The sequence below is a fragment of the Segatella copri genome (assembly GCF_009494395.1).
GTDB lineage: Bacteria > Bacteroidota > Bacteroidia > Bacteroidales > Bacteroidaceae > Prevotella.
In genome coordinates this window covers 78,493-94,756 of record NZ_VZCB01000095.1, presented here as the reverse complement: position 1 = coordinate 94,756, position 16,264 = coordinate 78,493, and the positions used below count along the sequence as shown (strand labels likewise).

The window sequence follows — 16,264 nt, the reverse complement described above, 5'->3', positions numbered from 1 at the left end:
GCAATCATTTGTGAATCATTTGTTTATGGTGAAAGGAGAATGGAGAAAGCTGCCTTTGTTACTTTAGAAAATAGATAGGCGCATGCTGAGTGCCTTCCTTTACCATGATACCCTTTTCGCAGAAATGGTTGAGCCACTTCTGAGCCATGTATGGAGTCAAGCCGAAGTGGATGCGCATGATGCGTGTGGTGATGTAGCGATTCTTTTGAAGATACTCCTTGATTTTCTCCAACATTTTTTCTTCGGAGTATTTTGTAGATTGGTTGGAATAACGAGAGCGGACAAAGTGGACGTTGCGCTGTACTTCCTTCATCAGCTTTTCCTCTGGACGGAAGTTGATGCCAGTGATGCGTACTTCCTTGCCCGTAATCTTCTTGTCTGGATTTTCCTTAGGCATCTCTAGACTTGCCGACATGGAGAAGTAGCCTATCTCTGGGATATAAAAGCGGCGACCCATGGAGAATTCTTCTACTAAAATGTCATGAAGCTCTGCCAACACCGCAGCTACATCTCCCTTGGTGAGTGAGCAGCGGTTCTGGATTTTCTCTTGCAGTTGCTTCTCGGTCATAGGTTCATGCTGCACGATACGAACGTATTGGCGCTTTTCTCCTGTGCCCTGGGCATTGTTGAGCATGTAAATGTCGTATTTCAGTTCCATATTTCTAGTTGTTTGATGGTTCGTTGTTTTCTATATTCTTTGTCTTTTATGAAAGATGATGCAAATATATGTAATAATGTGATAACTTGTATCTTTTGGTGTAAAATATTAGGGTTATTTAAACATTGGTATATGTCATGTGATTATATGGCATTTGCCATCCGACCGTATGATAAGTGTCGTATAATCACATGACAAATGTCACGCAATCTTTATAATAGCTTCCTTGCATCGTTATAATAGCTTCCTTGCATCATATAAGTCACAACATTGTTACCATCCATCTCATCCTTGGCAATTCGCAGGGGGAGGTATGTGATGAGGCTGAGACTATCTATTACACCTTCGGACCTGAGAAGGCGCAGAAAATGGGGTTCAATGGATGCAAGGTAGAAGGTGAATAAAAGGCACTTTTCAAGAAACGCTCATTCAGAATGAGTGGTTTTGTTCAGAATTACTCATTCAGAATGAGTAAAAATGATAGAAATTACTCATTCAGAATGAACAAAAATGAAGATTTATTTGGTTTTTTACTTAAAAAATCGTATTTTTGCAAGCAAATAAATGATTGAACATGAAAGAGTTATTAAAGCAAATTATATTTGAGCAGCAGGAATACTGCAAGAATATAGCACAAGATACGGTTCCGAGAACTATTGAAGAAGAGTGGCTTACCACAACGGAGATACTAATTATTACTGGTATAAGACGTTGTGGAAAGTCTGTTTTGCTCCAGCAAATGCGTAACAAGTTGCCGGAGCAGGACTTCTTTTTCAATTTTGATGATGAGCGACTGGTCAACTTTACTGTGGCAGATTTCCAAACATTACAAGAATGTTTCTTCGAACTCTTTGGTGAGCAGCATACCTATTATTTTGATGAGATACAGAATGTGAATGGCTGGGAGACCTTTGTGCGCCGTCTCTACAACGAAGGCAATAAGGTGATTGTAACTGGATCAAATGCCCGGATGCTGAGTAGAGAGCTTGGCACTCATCTCACGGGGCGTTATATCGCAGTGGAGATTTTCCCTTTTTCCTTTCAAGAATACTTGCAGTTGGCAAAGGTGCAGCTGGAAGCCAAGGACTTTTATCTAACCAGCAAGCGTGCCATTCTCTTGGGGCATTTCAAGGAGTATTTGGAGAAAGGTGGATTTCCTAAGTATCTCCAGTCGCCATCCACTCGTTACCTCTCGTCACTCTACGATAGCATCATCTTCCGTGATGTGATGGCTCGTAATGGGTTGACCAATGATAAGGAGATGCAGGAACTCATCTTTTATCTCGCCAGCAATGCCACGAAGCGCATTACCTATACCTCACTGGGTAAGATAGTGGGCATTCGTCATTCCGAAACCGTCAAAAACTATTTGGAGTACATCGAGCAAACCTATATGATATTCCAGCTCATGAAGTATTCGCCATCGGTAAAGGTGCAGATGCTGAACCCGAAGAAGATTTACTTCATCGACAATGCCATCGTGAGTCGTATCGGATTCAATGCCACCGACAATATGGGAGTGAAGTTGGAAAACATCGTGTTCATCGAGTTGAAACGCCGCGGATATGATGTTTTTTATCATGCAGATAAGAAGGAGTGCGACTTTGTTGTTAGAGAGGGCATGAAAATCAAAGAGGCTTATCAGGTAACGATAGCCATGAATGATGAGAAAACTCGCAAGCGAGAAATCGGGGGGCTGATGGAAGCCATGAATGCTTATGGCTTGGCTGAGGGATATATTCTTACGATGGAGGAGAAGGAAGAACTTGAGATAGATGGCAAGCAGGTTCATGTTCTCCCTACGTGGGAATGGATGTTGAGAGAGAAGTGAAATATTATAAAAAAAGTGATTTATGGAAACATTCAATGATGTAATATCTGGCAATCAACTGGTATTGGTTGATTTCTTTGCTACATGGTGCCAACCCTGCAAGATGATGCACCCTGTGTTGGAAGACTTGAAGAAGACGGTGGGCGACAAGCTTCGCATCATCAAGGTAGATGTAGATGCTCACAATGATGTGGCGGCACAGTATGGCATTCGCTCAGTGCCAACCTTGATGCTCTTCCGCAATGGCGAGGTGCTGTATCGGGAGAGTGGTGCGATGTCGAAGGCTGACTTGATGGCATTGCTCGATCCTTTTATTTAATTTTTTCATTTTCTTAGTAAGCTTTGCTGATTTATCCGAAATTTATTGTAAATTTGCAGTAAATTTCGGATAGCCTCAATAAGTGGTTGCTGAAGAGATACATTTAATAGCGAAATAAACAATGATTACAAAAAATAATATATCAGCAGTACTACTGTCTCCACCTTTTTGCTTTTTTGCAAAGCATGGTGTATTTACAAAGCATTACGGTTCTGCTGATGAAGGATTTGACTTGGAATACAATTTTGAGTTGGGAGATTTCATCTACCCTGATGGGGTGGAGGCTGATAGAAATACAACAAGGGATGAACACCAGAATGAGAGCTTTGTGGTGTTTCTGTGTGTAGCCCAACTTTTTAATCGTGGTTATTTGCCTCAGCACTTGAAGTTGGAAGGTCGTAACTATGCAGGAAATGACAAAGGTTATTGTGACATTTTGGTGAAAGACAATAATGGAAACCCTTACCTTATTATCGAATGCAAGACTGCTAATGTCGATAAGAAGGATGATGAATTCCGTAAGCATTGGGCAAAGACGATGCGCAATGGCGATCAACTATTCCGTTATTTCAATACTTATCGCAGGGCTAAATATCTGTGTCTTTATTCTGCCGATTATCCAGAATATAAGAAAAACGGTGAAAAGGTTCATCGTTTTGAAAATATCTATCATGTCATTTCCTTGGTAGATAATGATGAATACTTGCAGACGGACAACCGTCTGCGTAGTTTCCGAGAAATGCGAGAGCAACAAGGAGGAAGTGAAGACTTCTTTAATGTTTGGAAACAGACTTATAAGCAGGATTACAACACTCGTGGCTTGTTGGAACCTGGTATTGAGGCTTTCAATATCGGTAACAAGAGTTACGGAGTAGCAGATTTGCAGACTATAGATGAATATTCTTTGGATAAAAAATATAATGAGTTTGCGCTGATTTTGAGAAAGCATACGATATCCAGTCATGAGAATGCTTTTGATAAATTGGTCAATCTCTTCTTGGCTAAAATCATAGATGAACGCTATAACTCTAAGGAATTGCAACTTTTATGGAAAGGTGCAGCGTACGATGACTATTTTTCTTTGCAAGATAGATTGATCAACTTGTATAAGCGAGGCATGAAGGAATTCTTCGACGATGAAGTTGCGTCTGTAGAGAATTGGCAAATCGAGGATGCTTTCAAGTTCTTGACTGCTAAAGCAGATGAGGCGAGAGATACCATCAAGAAGTATTTCCGTAGGTTGAAGTATTTTAACAACAATCCTTTTGCTTTCCTTGATGTGCATAATGAACAGCTATTCTACAAAAATGCTGTCATATTGAAGGATACCATCAGTATGTTGCAAGACATATATCTTACCAAGAATACTGACAATCAATTTTTGGGAGACCTTTTTGAGGGTTTCCTAAACCGTGGTGTACACCAAAGTGAAGGTCAATTCTTTACCCCGATGCCTATTGTAAGGTTCTTGGTATCATCATTACCTCTTCGCCAAATCATAGAGAGTGGTGAAATTCCTAAGGCGATAGACTATGCTTGTGGAGCAGGACATTTTCTTACGGAATATGCTCGTCAGATAAAACCTTTTATTGAAGAAAAAATGAATCTGCAAAATGAGCATAATCCTAAGGCAAAGGAAGAAAAGCTAAATGCAGAGTGTTTCAAGTATTTTAAGGAGATTGTAGGTATAGAAAAGGATTATCGTCTTTCCAAGGTGAGCCAAGTTGCTGCATTTATGTATGGAATGGATGGCATCCATATCCATTATGGTGATGGACTGGAGGAAACTTCAGACATCAAAGACCATACTTATAGCGTGTTGGTGGCTAACCCTCCTTATTCTGTGTCTGGCTTTATGGAGACATTGACAGAGGAAGCTCGTGAAAACTTTACGCTTTCCCAATATGTTAGCAACATAGAGAAAAATAATTCTATTGAGACCTTCTTTATAGAGCGTGCTGCCCAATTGTTGAAGTCGGGTGGTGTTGCAGCTATTGTCCTTCCGTCAAGTATATTGTCGAAAGGTGGCCTGTATATGCGTACTCGTGAATTATTGTTGAAAAACTTTGATATAGTTTCCATCTGTAGCTTTGGTCCTAATACATTTGGACAGACGAATACTAGTACAGTTGTTCTGTTCTTGCGCCGTAAGTCTTTGGAACCAGATTTGGCAAAACATGCTCAAAACCGAGTAGATGAATGGTTCAAGGGTAATATGGCAGACAATGGGGCTTATAAGGATTCCGAGAAGTTGGCAGCTTATATTAAGCACATGGGATATTCGTATGGTGATTATGTGAAGTTGCTCAACAATGAATTAACTGATACTTTCTTGGAAACTGATATGGCAAAGGACTATGTAAAGGCTTTGAATATCAAGAAACAAGGCAAAAATACTGCTTCTACATCTTTGGCACCAGAGGCAAGAAAAGTTCGAGAAGAGGCTCAGAAGTTTGTCAAGAGTCGTAGTTATAAAGATTTAACTCCAGCAAGTAAATTGTTGGAGGAGAGACGTTATACACTCAATTTTATTCGTGAGATAGAAAAGGAAAAACTGTATTATTATCTGTTGGCAGCTTCAAATCCTCAGCCAGTATTGGTGGTGCAAAGTCCTTTAAATGAGACGAAGAAAGATAGAAAGGAACAGCAGTTCTTAGGGTACGAATGGAGTAATGCTAAGGGACGTGAGGGCATTCACTATCTAAATACAGGTGAGATTAAAAACTCAAAAGCTGATGATGAGGATGCAGATGACGATACAATTTCTCAGATAATGGGTATTGACGGCGTTATTACTCCTTTGTTTAACCCTCTTGACTTGAGCGACATAAATAGAGTGAATTCTTTGATTTGTGGCAACTTTAATGGAAATTCTAATGAGATTCCAGAAGAGTTAGAGCCAATAGTGCATGAGTATGCTTTAACTGATATGTTGAATTTTACTCGTGTAGAATTTGATAAGGAGTTAAGCACGAGCGTAGCTTATAAACTTATTTTTGAAAGTAAGTATCCGTTAGTCTCATTAAAAAAATACGTAGAACTGAATCCCTCTAAGTCCGAGTTGAAAAATATGGAAGATGGTATGGGCGTTTCTTTTGTAGAAATGTCATCTGTAAGTGAAAATGGCTATATCTCTTTAAAAGAAGAACGTTCTTATAAGGATGTAAAAGGTAGCTATACATACTTTGCAGATAATGATTTGATTTTTGCAAAAATTACACCTTGCATGGAGAATGGCAAATGTGCAATAGCTACAGGACTCTCAAACGGAATCGGTTTTGGTAGTTCTGAATTTCATGTCTTTAGATGTCAGAATGATGTTCTGAACTCATATTTGTTTGCTTTGTTGAATACAGATGAAGTTAGATGGTATGCAAAGAAAAATATGAAGGGAAGTAGTGGGCATAGAAGAGTGCCAGAAGAATTTTATGCTTCTTTGGAAATTCCGTTGCCACCAATGGATGTGCAGAAGAAAATTGCGGAAGAATGTGAGAAAATAGATATGCAAATGCAACAAAATAAGCGACAGATAAGAAAAATGAAAGAACAAGCAGTTTTGTTGTTTGAGCAATCGTTGCAAAAAGAAACAACAGAAGTAAGATTGTCTCAGATATGCGATATGAGAGCTGGTAAATTTGTTCCAGCATCTGAAATTGTAGATAAGCCTATGGGAAAATACATTTACCCTTGTTATGGTGGTAATGGATTGCGTGGTTTTACTGATACGATGACAAATGAAGGTGAGTATATTCTCATAGGAAGACAAGGTGCTTTGTGTGGAAATGTCTGTGTGGCATCTGGGCAATTTCATGCTACAGAACATGCTGTAGTTGTTTACCCAAATGCGGAAGTTGATGAGAAATGGTTGAGATACTTGTTGGTGCATATGGATTTGAATCAATATTCTACAGGAAGAGCGCAACCGGGACTTTCTGTACAAAAGATATTAAATGTAAAAGCAAATATCCCTATTGATAAGAATATACAATCGCAGACGGCGGAAAGAATACTGACAATTGAAAATGAAATTGCAAAATTACAATATTTTGTGGATTCATGCCCATCTGCCAAGCAAGCCATCTTGGACAAATATTTAAAGTAACAAAGCACAATGAATAAAGACGAAATAGGTTATGTTTATATCCTTACCAATCCGAGCTTTCGGGAGGATTGGGTAAAGATCGGCAAGAGTTCACGCCCAGTGGATGTCCGCTCGAAGGAGTTGGACAACACGGCTGTGCCTTTGCCTTTCGAAATCTTTGCCACAATGAGAACGGTGAAGTATAATGAAGTGGAGAAGTTGGTTCATAAAACCATCGACCGGTTGACGGATTTGCGAATCCGTCAGAATCGTGAGTTCTTCAATGTTGCACCTCAAATCGCTTTGGATATATTCAAGGATATAGCCCAGACGATAGATGATGCCGTGGTTACGGAATATGAAGACAATAAGCCAAAGGTATCTTCTCTTGCCTCACAACAACAAAACAAGCCTGAGAAAGAGCACAAAAGACCGCGTTTTAAGTTTAGTATGGTTGGTATCAAAATAGGAGAGATGGTTACTTTTGATCCAACTGGGGTTGATGTGAAAGTGGCAAGTGACAATACGATAGAGTATGAAGGTCGCATTTATAAGCTATCTCCATTTGTTGGAACATTTCTTCCATTAGAAAAGCAAAATTCTTCTGGAGCTTACCAAGGTGAAAAGTTCTTTTCATATAAAGGTAAAGTATTGGATGATTTGCGAAAGGAAATGGAAAAATAATAATGTCTAAGCATAAGTCATACAAGAATATCATTTTTTGACTTAGATAATTACAAAGACGAAACAATGATGAATAATATAAAATGTCCAAAGTGCAATTCAGATAATGTGCAGACAGAGGGTGTACTGCATCTTTGCTTGGATTGTGGCTATAAATGGGAGGACGCACCCCAAACTGATTTGGGAGAAATGATCATCTACCAATCTGATGATGGCGTGAAGCTTGATGTGAGATTGGAGAATAAGACGGTTTGGCTAAATGTGGAACAGATAGCAGAGCTTTTCAATAAAGGGCGCTCTACTATCAATGAGCACATATTGAATATATTCAAGGAAGGAGAATTGGATGAAAAAGTGGTTTGTCGGAAATTCCGACAGACCACTCAGCATGGTGCTATGGCAGGAAAAACCCAAAGCAAAGAAGTGAAGTTCTATAACCTTGATGTTATCATATCTGTGGGCTATCGTGTAAAATCTATTCAAGGCACTCGTTTCCGTCAATGGGCTACAGAGCGACTGAATGAGTACATCGTAAAAGGGTTTACGATGGACGATGAACGACTCAAAAATCTTGGTGGTGGCAACTATTGGAAAGAGTTGCTCGACCGTATTCGTGATATTCGTTCGTCAGAAAAGGTGCTCTATCGACAAGTTCTGGACATCTATGCCACAAGTGTTGACTATGACCCTCGAACTGATGCCTCAAAGCTTTTCTTTAAAATCGTGCAAAATAAGTTGCACTATGCTGCTCATGGGCATACTGCGGCAGAAGTTATCTATGAGCGTGCGGATGCCGAGAAACCATTTATGGGCTTGACGACATTTGAGGGCGAACTACCAGCTATCAAAGACATCAAAATAGCCAAGAACTATCTGAAAGAAAATGAGCTGAAGATACTCAATAATCTTGTTTCCGGTTATTTTGACTTTGCCGAGATTATGGCAATGGAGCATCGCCCAGTCTACATGATGGATTATGTGAAACAACTTGATACTATCCTGCAATCCACAGGGCGACCTTTGTTGAAGGGGTCGGGAAGTATCAGCCATGAAGAGGCAATGGACAAAGCTATAGCTGAGTATCGAAAATATCAGGTCAAGACATTAACTCCAGTAGAGGAAGCTTATCTTGAATCCATCAATGCTTTGGGAAAAATTGCAAAGCGCAAGGGAAGACAATCGGGGGAAAATCATTAATGTAACGTTCTGATCATTTGTAGGATAGTAAATGCTGTAGATGTTCTCTGGCTTCTCATTCATGTCGGCATTGAAATTTACCTCTATTGGGGATGCGCTAATTTGAAGCAAAAATGCCATCTCCATCAAAACTGATAGAGGTGGCATTGAGTTCTATGCAGTATGTCCTTTCTTACATCACATATGTATTAAATGAATGTGACTGAAAGTTGAGATTTTTATAATTTATTGTTCATATGCTTTTTGATAAAGCGACCCACATGATTCTCTTGTAGAGTTGTTGGGAGGGCTTTGAATATTTTCTTTTGATTCGAAGAACCTTTTATCAAATGCTGATAGAACAGATAGCAGATGATGCCAGGAGAATGGATATTGCTGAGTGCGTAATCCGTATACTTGCGCTCGTCCCATCCATCATGGTTCTTGCTTTCCTCTTCCACCCACTGCTTATAGAAACTTGATCCTGTGAGGCTGTAGTAACCATTGTGTACGCTTAGCTCTGCTATCTCTCCTGGTACAAAAGGAATGTCTATCCATGCCGAGCAGATGGTTCCATCTTTCATCAGTGCTCTCACTCTTCCAATGGTAATGTCCTTCAGGTCGTGCTTGTATGAGAAGTTAGTGCCGTTGGTAGCCACAAGGATGGGTTCTACATACATATCTGTTTCGTCTTTGTAACAGATAAAATAGCCACGGTCCCAAAGTTCAGGGTCACGCTTGCCAATAATCTCAAAGTTGCCTTTCAGGTTGGTCTGAGCATCTTTAAGCATCTTGGTCAACTGCTCATTAGGCACTTCTTCTTTTTCTTCTTTGGTCTTTTCTTTTGGAGCAGCCTTTTCTTCTTGGGTGTCTATTGGGGTAAGAACACCTGTATATTGTGTGGCTTTATATGTTTGCTGTTTTATTTCATCAGCCACGCGGTGCTTGTTTAAAGGAGCTTTTCCTTCTACGATGCTGATGCTTCCTTCATAGCCTTTTTCGTTAACCCAACCATTCTCTACGATATGGCCCCATTCTATGGCACAGACTCTGCGCATGCCAGAGTGACCCATTTGTTGGCGATTGATAAGGACGCTATATGCCGAGAAATTTCCAACCATAATAAGGTCGTTGCCTACAGATATGTCAAAGTTCATCCATGTTTTAAGTGGGTTGTTGTTTCCATCTACCATATAGTAAAAGTCAGTTACAGGCTGATTGCAATCTTTTTGAAAAGCCTTGTTGATTCTGTCCAGTTCCTTGAGAAACTTGTCTTTCTTGAGAGTTTTAAAGCGATATTTTTTCCAACTCCATTGTGCTGTGTCACCAACCTCATTTTTTGCTCCTGATTGATTCATGGTGAACGCCTTGTTGCTTACCAATTTTTCCAAAGCCTCTTTGAAATAAGACTTTTGTGCCTGTGCTCCCATTGATGAGAACATCATGAGTAATAAATATATGACATACTTTTTCATGTTCTTTGTTCTTTAATGTTTATACCTTATTATATATACTTTCTTTAGAGTTTTACGGTGATTCGCTGTATTTGTTGGCAATCATCCTCACTTTGCACGGCATTGCTTGTAGTGGCTTGAGCTTCTGCTGTCTGCATTTTGAAAAGATGCTCTTCGGGCAAGGTTGACATAGGGAAGAGTACCGGACCTTTTTCTTCGGTGTCTGGTATGTCATCTCCAAACTCAGCTTTAGGTTTAGCCTTCCTTTTGGGAGCATTGAGCTTGGCGAAAGTCTTTTTCTTCTCGTATGTTCTGCTCTCTTCTGTGATGGCTTTTTCTGCTGTATTTTCCTTTTCTGCCGTCAAATTCTTTTCTTGCATCATAGCTTTTTGCATCGGCTGTGTATCCTTTCTCACAGCCATTGTCGCATTGCCCGACGCAGAAGTGGTATCCTTGGGTGGTTGCAGGATGATAGCGATGATGCCAGCCACGCATGCTGCGCAAATCCATGGAAAGATACGCAAGGTGCGATGGCTGACCAAGCTCTTCCTTGCCTTCTCTATTACTTGTTGCTTGGTTTGGGAGGAGGCATGGAAATCACATTGAGGTTGGAGCAGTTGCTCTATATCCTCAAATCCTTTGTCATTATGGATGTTCATTTGATCTTTCATATATTTTTCTCCTTTCTGAGTCGTTGTTGGATATGTTGGATGGCATAGCGATAGCGAGATTTCACGGTAGCTTCTGGTATCTCCTCCAGTTCGGCTATCTCTCGGAACGTCAAGTTGTCGTAACATTTCATTCTTACGATTTCCGCTTGCTCCTGTGGAATATCTTCCAGCAGTTTTGATATTCTGAGAAATTCCTCGTGTATTTGTTTGTCACCATTGCTGTTAGGTATGCTTGCCGCTTCATTGATAGCTATGATTTGCGGACGATTTTTGCGCAAGTAGTCTCGGCATGCGTTGCTAACAGAGCGAATGATGTAGCGGTCCAACTCTTCCACTTGTTGCCCTTCTTTCAGTTTCTTGAAAGCTGCAAGCAGCACCTCTTGCACAATATCTTCTGCATCCTCACGTTGCCCGATTCGAATATAGGCAAAACGAAATAGCCAGTCTTGCCGATTGTCGACAAGACTCTCCAGTTGTTTTATGAGTTTTGGGTTGCCTATATTCATTCGTTTCTTGTTTTTATGTTTCTAACTTTACTCATATAAACGTATATTTCTCAAAAAAGATTTAAAAAATACTCTTTTTTTTTCATTTATTTGTTACTATTGTGATTGTTTATGTAAAAATGAATGCTACGAAGTATGGAACATAAGAAGATAGTGATAGTTTGCGTAAAAAGAATAGGCACGCATCCTTTCGTGGGTGCGTGCCTATACCTTTTATTATATGCTACCTTTAAATCACCTTGACACTCTTTTTTCCTCCTCTTCCATCAATCACGTTTTTCTCGAAGACGATGGCTGGGTCGTTAGGAGTGAGGGTGAGGGTGTGGATGCCATCGGATGAGGCTGGCAGCTCTAGCTCTATCACCTTGTCCACGATGCGAGTGGCTATCGTTGGATAATAGATATTGTAGATGTTCTCCGGCTTCTCGTTCAAATCTTTGTTGAAGTTAACCTCTACAGGAGAAGCACCATCTAAACTTACACCATAGGTTAAGCCGCCCTTGTTGAGATAATCCAAGGTTGATTTGGTAATCACATGAATGCGAACCTTCTGCTTGCCATCCGAAGTTTTGCTAACTTGCATCTTAAACTTGTAAGTGATGCTGGCTCCCTTTACACTCTTAGTATATGGCATCAGAGTCATTGCCGATACGCTTTTGCCCATGAATGGAATCTCTGTCCATTTTGCCTCGGCAGCCTCCGTCTTGCTGCTATAGTAAGGAGCTTCGATTTCTACCACGCCGTTGTTTTCGCTGATAATCACTCCATCCTTGGAGGTTACCCGGAAGAGCTCCGGACAGGTATCCTTCTCGAAGGCATCATTCCAACTCTTGTAGCCGATGTGCTTCTGCGTCATCATGCCGTTCCACTTACCGCCAGACATCTTGTGGTTGTAAACATCGCAGATGAGGGAATCGCGCTTGAAGAGGCGCTCGCATTCATCCGCCCAGATGTTCGCCTTCGGATTGTTCTGCTTGTAGAGAGCATGGTTCTGAGCCTGGGCAAAGTACATCTGATGCAGATTGCTCATCAGCTCAATAGGGAAGAGGATGATCTGACGGTAGGCATCGTGATAGGCTGCCGGCAGACTGTTGTACTGGCGCAGCGCATCAGCCTCGAGCTGGAGATACTGATTCACCACCTCCTGCCATTCGCCGTTCTCCAGACTGTAGGTGTTCTTGTCGAGCATCTCCGGAGTGCAGCGGCCGTTGTATTTGCATACGAGGTTCAGGATGCGTGCTGCTTCGTCAGCCTGCGATTCTCCGAACTGCTGGGCGCACCAGTCGCGGGTGTGGCGGGTGACGTTGTTCACCGAGTATTTATGAGGATTCCACGCCATGTCCATAAACTGGCTGATAGGATATTCCATCGGCTTGAGGTCGCCCACGTTGAGAATCCAGAGACGATCAATTCCGTTCTCGTAGGCTAGGGTGAGCTGCTCCCAAGGGTTCTGCACTGGAGTTACGTTGAGCATCTTGGAATTTCTAGGCGCACCCACGTAGTCTACATGATAATACAATCCCCATCCGCCCTTGTGCTTGCGTTCCTGGGCATTCGGCACACGGCGCACGTTGCCCCAGTTGTCATCGCAGAGCAGCAGGGTTACATCGTCGGGAACCTTCATTCCCTTGTCGTAGTAATCCAGCACCTCTTTATATAGTGCCCAAACCTGCGGTGTTTCGCTGGTCTTCTTTCCCGTTACATCAGCGATGATCTTGCGCTGGTCGTTGATGATCTGGGACATCAGCTTTGTATCAGCCTCTGCACTCATCGCCTCATCGCCGTCGCCACGCATTCCGATGGTTACGATCTGCTCGGTTCCCTTCATGCGCTCTATTCCCTCACGGAAGAACTTCTGCAGGTTAGCCTTGTTCTTCTGATAGTTCCAAGGTCCCCATCCCTTTCGGTTGCGGGCGTATTCCTGATGGTTGCGTGCCATCGGCTCATGATGGGAGGTGCTCATCACCACGCCCATCTCATCTGCCGTCTTCTCGTTCTCTGCATCGTCGGCATAGAACGCCCAGCCCCACATGGCTGGCCACATCATGTTGCCCCTGAGGCGCAGCACTAGTTCGAAGACGCGCTGGTAGAAGCGGTGGTCGCCATATCCGGTGCCGTAGGTGTTCTTGACCCACGAGGTGAGACAAGGCGCCTCATCGTTGAGGAAAATGCCACGATAGCGCACGGCTGGTTCGCCATCAGTGTAGGTTCCACGTTTCACGAAGATGGAGTCGTGGTGCTCTACGGGAACGTCTGCCCAGTCGTACCATGGCGAAACGCCCATCTGCTGGGAGAGTTCGTAAATGCCGTAGATGGTTCCACGGCGGTCGCTTCCGGCGATGATGAGCTGGTTGTCCACCACGGTTATGATGAATTTCTCGCGCTTGCCCTTGAGCAGATTTCCGTTGATGCGTTTCTGCTTGACGAGCTGGTCGATGGCAGCAGAATGTCCGATGGTTCCCACGAGGATGGTTGCCTTGCGGTTGGAGGTGATGGTGGCTTGGGAGCCGCTCACGTTCCTGATGTCCTTGACCAGGGCATTGGCAGCATAGCTCACGCCGCGGCAGTCGTTGGCGTCCATATAGATTTCTACCTTATCATTACCGTTGATGAGTAAGTCGCCCTGCTGGAAACTTACGAATCTCTCTGCTGCGCTCATGCTCATGGCTGAGAGGAGGGCAGCGGAAGCTAAAAATGCTTTCTTGATGTCATTAAGTCTCATACTTATTTAATTGTGTTTGTTGTTTGATAGCTGCAAAGGTAGGAATATCCTCCGGAAAGTTCTTTATCAGATGTCCCCTTTACTTTATTATTTGTTTCATTTTGGCTTTCCATGCGGTTTCTGTACGTCTTTTCCCCTAAATGTTTTGTGTTTTCAGAGAAAAGTATTAATTTTGCATCATAAAAATAAGATAGAAAAATATGATAGACAAACCGACCATAGCCCGTATTATGGACTCCACCAAGATAGAAGAGGTGGTGTCTGAATTCGTGACGCTGAAAAAGCGCGGCATCAATTATATCGGCTTGTGTCCTTTCCATAACGATTCCCATCCGTCGTTCTCCGTTTCGCCTACCCGAGGCATCTGCCACTGCTTTACCTGCGGCAAGGGTGGAAACGCCATCAATTTCCTGATGGAGCTGGAGCAGATGACCTATCCCGATGCGCTCCGATGGCTCGCCAAGAAATACAACATCGAGATTCAGGAACGCGAGATGACCAGCGAGGAGAAACAGAGGGAGAGTGAACGTGAATCCATGTTCATCGTCAACGAATGGGCTGCGAAGTATTTCCAGGACATTCTGCAGAACGACGTGGACGGACGCGCCATCGGAATGCAGTATTTCCGCAGCCGTGGATTCCGTGACGACATCATCCGGAAGTTCCAGCTGGGATTCGCCCTGCCACAGCGCACGGCACTCTTCGACGAGGCAGTGAAGAAAGGATACAATCCGAAATATCTCACCGCCACCGGACTCTGCTTCAAGGTGGACAAGGACGAGGCTGGCAACAGGAGCGGACAGGACCAGTACCTGGACCGATTCTCCGGCCGTGCCATCTTCCCGTGGACGAGTGTGAGTGGCAAGATTGTGGCATTCGGAGGACGCGTGCTGGACTCCCGGACCAAGGGCGTGAACCAGAAATACGTCAATTCGCCCGACAGCGAAATCTACCATAAGGAACGGGAGCTCTACGGACTGTATCAGGCAAAGAAAGCCATCGCCAAGGAAGACTGCGTCTACATGGTGGAGGGCTATACGGACGTCATCTCCATGCACCAGTGCGGCATTGAGAACGTGGTGGCAAACTCGGGAACAGCCCTGAGCATCCATCAGATAAGACTGCTCCACCGATTCACCAGCAACATCGTATTGCTCTACGACGGCGATGCTGCGGGCGTGCATGCGGCGCTGCGAGGAACCGACATGCTGCTGGAAGAGGAGATGAACGTGAAGGTGCTCCTCCTGCCCGAAGGCGACGACCCGGACAGCTTTGCCCGCAACCATACGGCAGAAGATTTCAGAAAATATATTGAAGACCATCAGGTAGACTTCATCCAGTTCAAGACCGATATTTCGCTCAGGGGCGTCACTGACCCCGTGAAGCGCAGCCAGGCAATCAATTCCATTGTAGAGAGCATCTCGAAAATCAAGAATCAGATTACCCGTGCAGCCTACATCACCGACTGTGCCCATCGCCTGGGTGTGAACGAGGCAATCATCGTCAATGCCCTGAACAACTTCGTGCGCAACGGAATGAGCGAGCAGGTGAAGGCTGAGCGCAGAGCAGCCGGACTCAGAGAACCGGTGGCCGGAACACCCCAGCCGGGACTGCAGCAGGGGATGAGGGGAACCTCGCCGCTGGACAAGCTGCTGGAGGTGGAAGACCTGCTGGTGAAGCTGATTATCCATTATGGCGACAAGATCATCACGGTGAAGGATGTGGACGAAAACGAGGTGCAGCTGCCCGTGGCTCAATACATTAGCCTGGATATGGGCGGCGACGGATTCAAGTTTCACAAGGACTTGTATAATCAGATTCTTCAGGAGGCTCTGGATCATCTCGATGAGGAGGGATTCGTGGCAGAGACCTATTTCACTACCCATTCCAATCCGGAAATCAGTCGCATAGCCGGAATGCCTTTGGGCGAACAGGAGATTGCCACGGCCAGTCTGCAGCTGAAACTGAGTCCGGAGAAGCTGCGCCAGTACGTGTTCAAGGACCTGCTCAGCTTCCGCACCCATTACATCGCTCAGCGCATCATCGAAGTGCAGCAGGAGTTTGCCAAGAACCCGACCAACCGCGAGCTGCTGCAGGAGTTTGTGAAACTCAAGCAGATGAATGCACTTGTGGCAAGTCAGACGAACTCAGTATTTAATTAG

The 16,264-nt window shown here is 43.5% G+C and carries 12 protein-coding genes; 7 read left to right on the top strand and 5 right to left on the bottom strand.

The window, feature by feature from the left end:
* Positions 1–58: 58 nt before the first annotated feature.
* The gene (locus tag F7D73_RS13515) at positions 59–658 is read right to left on the bottom strand and encodes an HU family DNA-binding protein (RefSeq protein ID WP_153125483.1); all 600 of its coding nucleotides are present in this window, start codon (positions 656–658) and stop codon (positions 59–61) included.
* Between the two features lie 248 nt (positions 659–906).
* On the opposite strand from F7D73_RS13515, the gene F7D73_RS13510 reads away from it, so the two are divergent.
* From F7D73_RS13510 to F7D73_RS13485, 6 genes are all read left to right on the top strand, one after another.
* A complete protein-coding gene (locus tag F7D73_RS13510; protein ID WP_194256924.1) occupies positions 907–1,062 on the top strand; it encodes a hypothetical protein in 156 nt (51 codons plus the stop codon).
* Positions 1,063–1,232: 170 nt separating this feature from the next.
* The gene (locus F7D73_RS13505; protein WP_153125482.1) at positions 1,233–2,489 is read left to right on the top strand and encodes an ATP-binding protein; all 1,257 of its coding nucleotides are present in this window, start codon (positions 1,233–1,235) and stop codon (positions 2,487–2,489) included.
* 22 nt (positions 2,490–2,511) lie between these two features.
* Positions 2,512–2,808, top strand: coding sequence for a thioredoxin (trxA, locus tag F7D73_RS13500; RefSeq protein WP_006847073.1), 297 nt, complete (start codon positions 2,512–2,514; stop codon positions 2,806–2,808).
* A gap of 121 nt (positions 2,809–2,929) precedes the next feature.
* Positions 2,930–6,910, top strand: coding sequence for an N-6 DNA methylase (locus tag F7D73_RS13495; RefSeq protein ID WP_153125480.1), 3,981 nt, complete (start codon positions 2,930–2,932; stop codon positions 6,908–6,910).
* A gap of 9 nt (positions 6,911–6,919) precedes the next feature.
* The gene (locus tag F7D73_RS13490; protein WP_153125477.1) at positions 6,920–7,573 is read left to right on the top strand and encodes a GIY-YIG nuclease family protein; all 654 of its coding nucleotides are present in this window, start codon (positions 6,920–6,922) and stop codon (positions 7,571–7,573) included.
* 189 nt (positions 7,574–7,762) lie between these two features.
* Positions 7,763–8,770: a virulence RhuM family protein gene (locus F7D73_RS13485; protein WP_228117750.1), complete on the top strand. Its 1,008-nt coding sequence runs from the start codon at positions 7,763–7,765 to the stop codon at positions 8,768–8,770.
* Positions 8,771–8,988: 218 nt separating this feature from the next.
* Here the strand turns inward: F7D73_RS13485 and F7D73_RS13480 are convergent, their stop codons facing one another.
* The 4 genes from F7D73_RS13480 to F7D73_RS13465 form a co-directional block, all read right to left on the bottom strand.
* The gene (locus F7D73_RS13480) at positions 8,989–10,224 is read right to left on the bottom strand and encodes a hypothetical protein (RefSeq protein ID WP_153125475.1); all 1,236 of its coding nucleotides are present in this window, start codon (positions 10,222–10,224) and stop codon (positions 8,989–8,991) included.
* Positions 10,225–10,268: 44 nt separating this feature from the next.
* Positions 10,269–10,874, bottom strand: coding sequence for a hypothetical protein (locus F7D73_RS13475; protein ID WP_153125473.1), 606 nt, complete (start codon positions 10,872–10,874; stop codon positions 10,269–10,271).
* Positions 10,871–11,380 carry an RNA polymerase sigma factor gene (locus tag F7D73_RS13470; RefSeq protein WP_153125471.1) on the bottom strand — a complete coding sequence of 170 codons (510 nt, stop codon included), beginning with the start codon at positions 11,378–11,380 and terminating at the stop codon, positions 10,871–10,873. Before F7D73_RS13470 ends, F7D73_RS13475 begins: the two co-directional genes overlap by 4 nt.
* A gap of 229 nt (positions 11,381–11,609) precedes the next feature.
* Entirely contained in the window at positions 11,610–14,102 is a 2,493-nt protein-coding gene (locus F7D73_RS13465) for a glycosyl hydrolase 115 family protein (protein WP_153125469.1), read from the bottom strand.
* A 200-nt stretch (positions 14,103–14,302) separates the two neighbouring features.
* Here F7D73_RS13465 and dnaG point away from each other — a divergent pair, with 200 nt between their 5' ends.
* Positions 14,303–16,264 (top strand): DNA primase, encoded by a 1,962-nt coding sequence (gene dnaG, locus F7D73_RS13460; RefSeq protein WP_153125467.1) that lies wholly within the window; start codon positions 14,303–14,305, stop codon positions 16,262–16,264.

Excerpts from the sequence above, each read along its gene's own strand:
- F7D73_RS13470 (WP_153125471.1), bottom strand. The coding sequence starts at position 11,380 with ATGAATATAGGCAACCCAAAACTCATAAAACAACTGGAGAGTCTTGTC.
- F7D73_RS13465 (WP_153125469.1), bottom strand. The coding sequence starts at position 14,102 with ATGAGACTTAATGACATCAAGAAAGCATTTTTAGCTTCCGCTGCCCTC.
- dnaG (WP_153125467.1), top strand. The coding sequence starts at position 14,303 with ATGATAGACAAACCGACCATAGCCCGTATTATGGACTCCACCAAGATA.
- F7D73_RS13480 (WP_153125475.1), bottom strand. The coding sequence starts at position 10,224 with ATGAAAAAGTATGTCATATATTTATTACTCATGATGTTCTCATCAATG.
- F7D73_RS13485 (WP_228117750.1), top strand. The coding sequence starts at position 7,763 with ATGATCATCTACCAATCTGATGATGGCGTGAAGCTTGATGTGAGATTG.
- trxA (WP_006847073.1), top strand. The coding sequence starts at position 2,512 with ATGGAAACATTCAATGATGTAATATCTGGCAATCAACTGGTATTGGTT.
- F7D73_RS13495 (WP_153125480.1), top strand. The coding sequence starts at position 2,930 with ATGATTACAAAAAATAATATATCAGCAGTACTACTGTCTCCACCTTTT.
- F7D73_RS13475 (WP_153125473.1), bottom strand. The coding sequence starts at position 10,874 with ATGAAAGATCAAATGAACATCCATAATGACAAAGGATTTGAGGATATA.
- F7D73_RS13505 (WP_153125482.1), top strand. The coding sequence starts at position 1,233 with ATGAAAGAGTTATTAAAGCAAATTATATTTGAGCAGCAGGAATACTGC.
- F7D73_RS13490 (WP_153125477.1), top strand. The coding sequence starts at position 6,920 with ATGAATAAAGACGAAATAGGTTATGTTTATATCCTTACCAATCCGAGC.
- F7D73_RS13515 (WP_153125483.1), bottom strand. The coding sequence starts at position 658 with ATGGAACTGAAATACGACATTTACATGCTCAACAATGCCCAGGGCACA.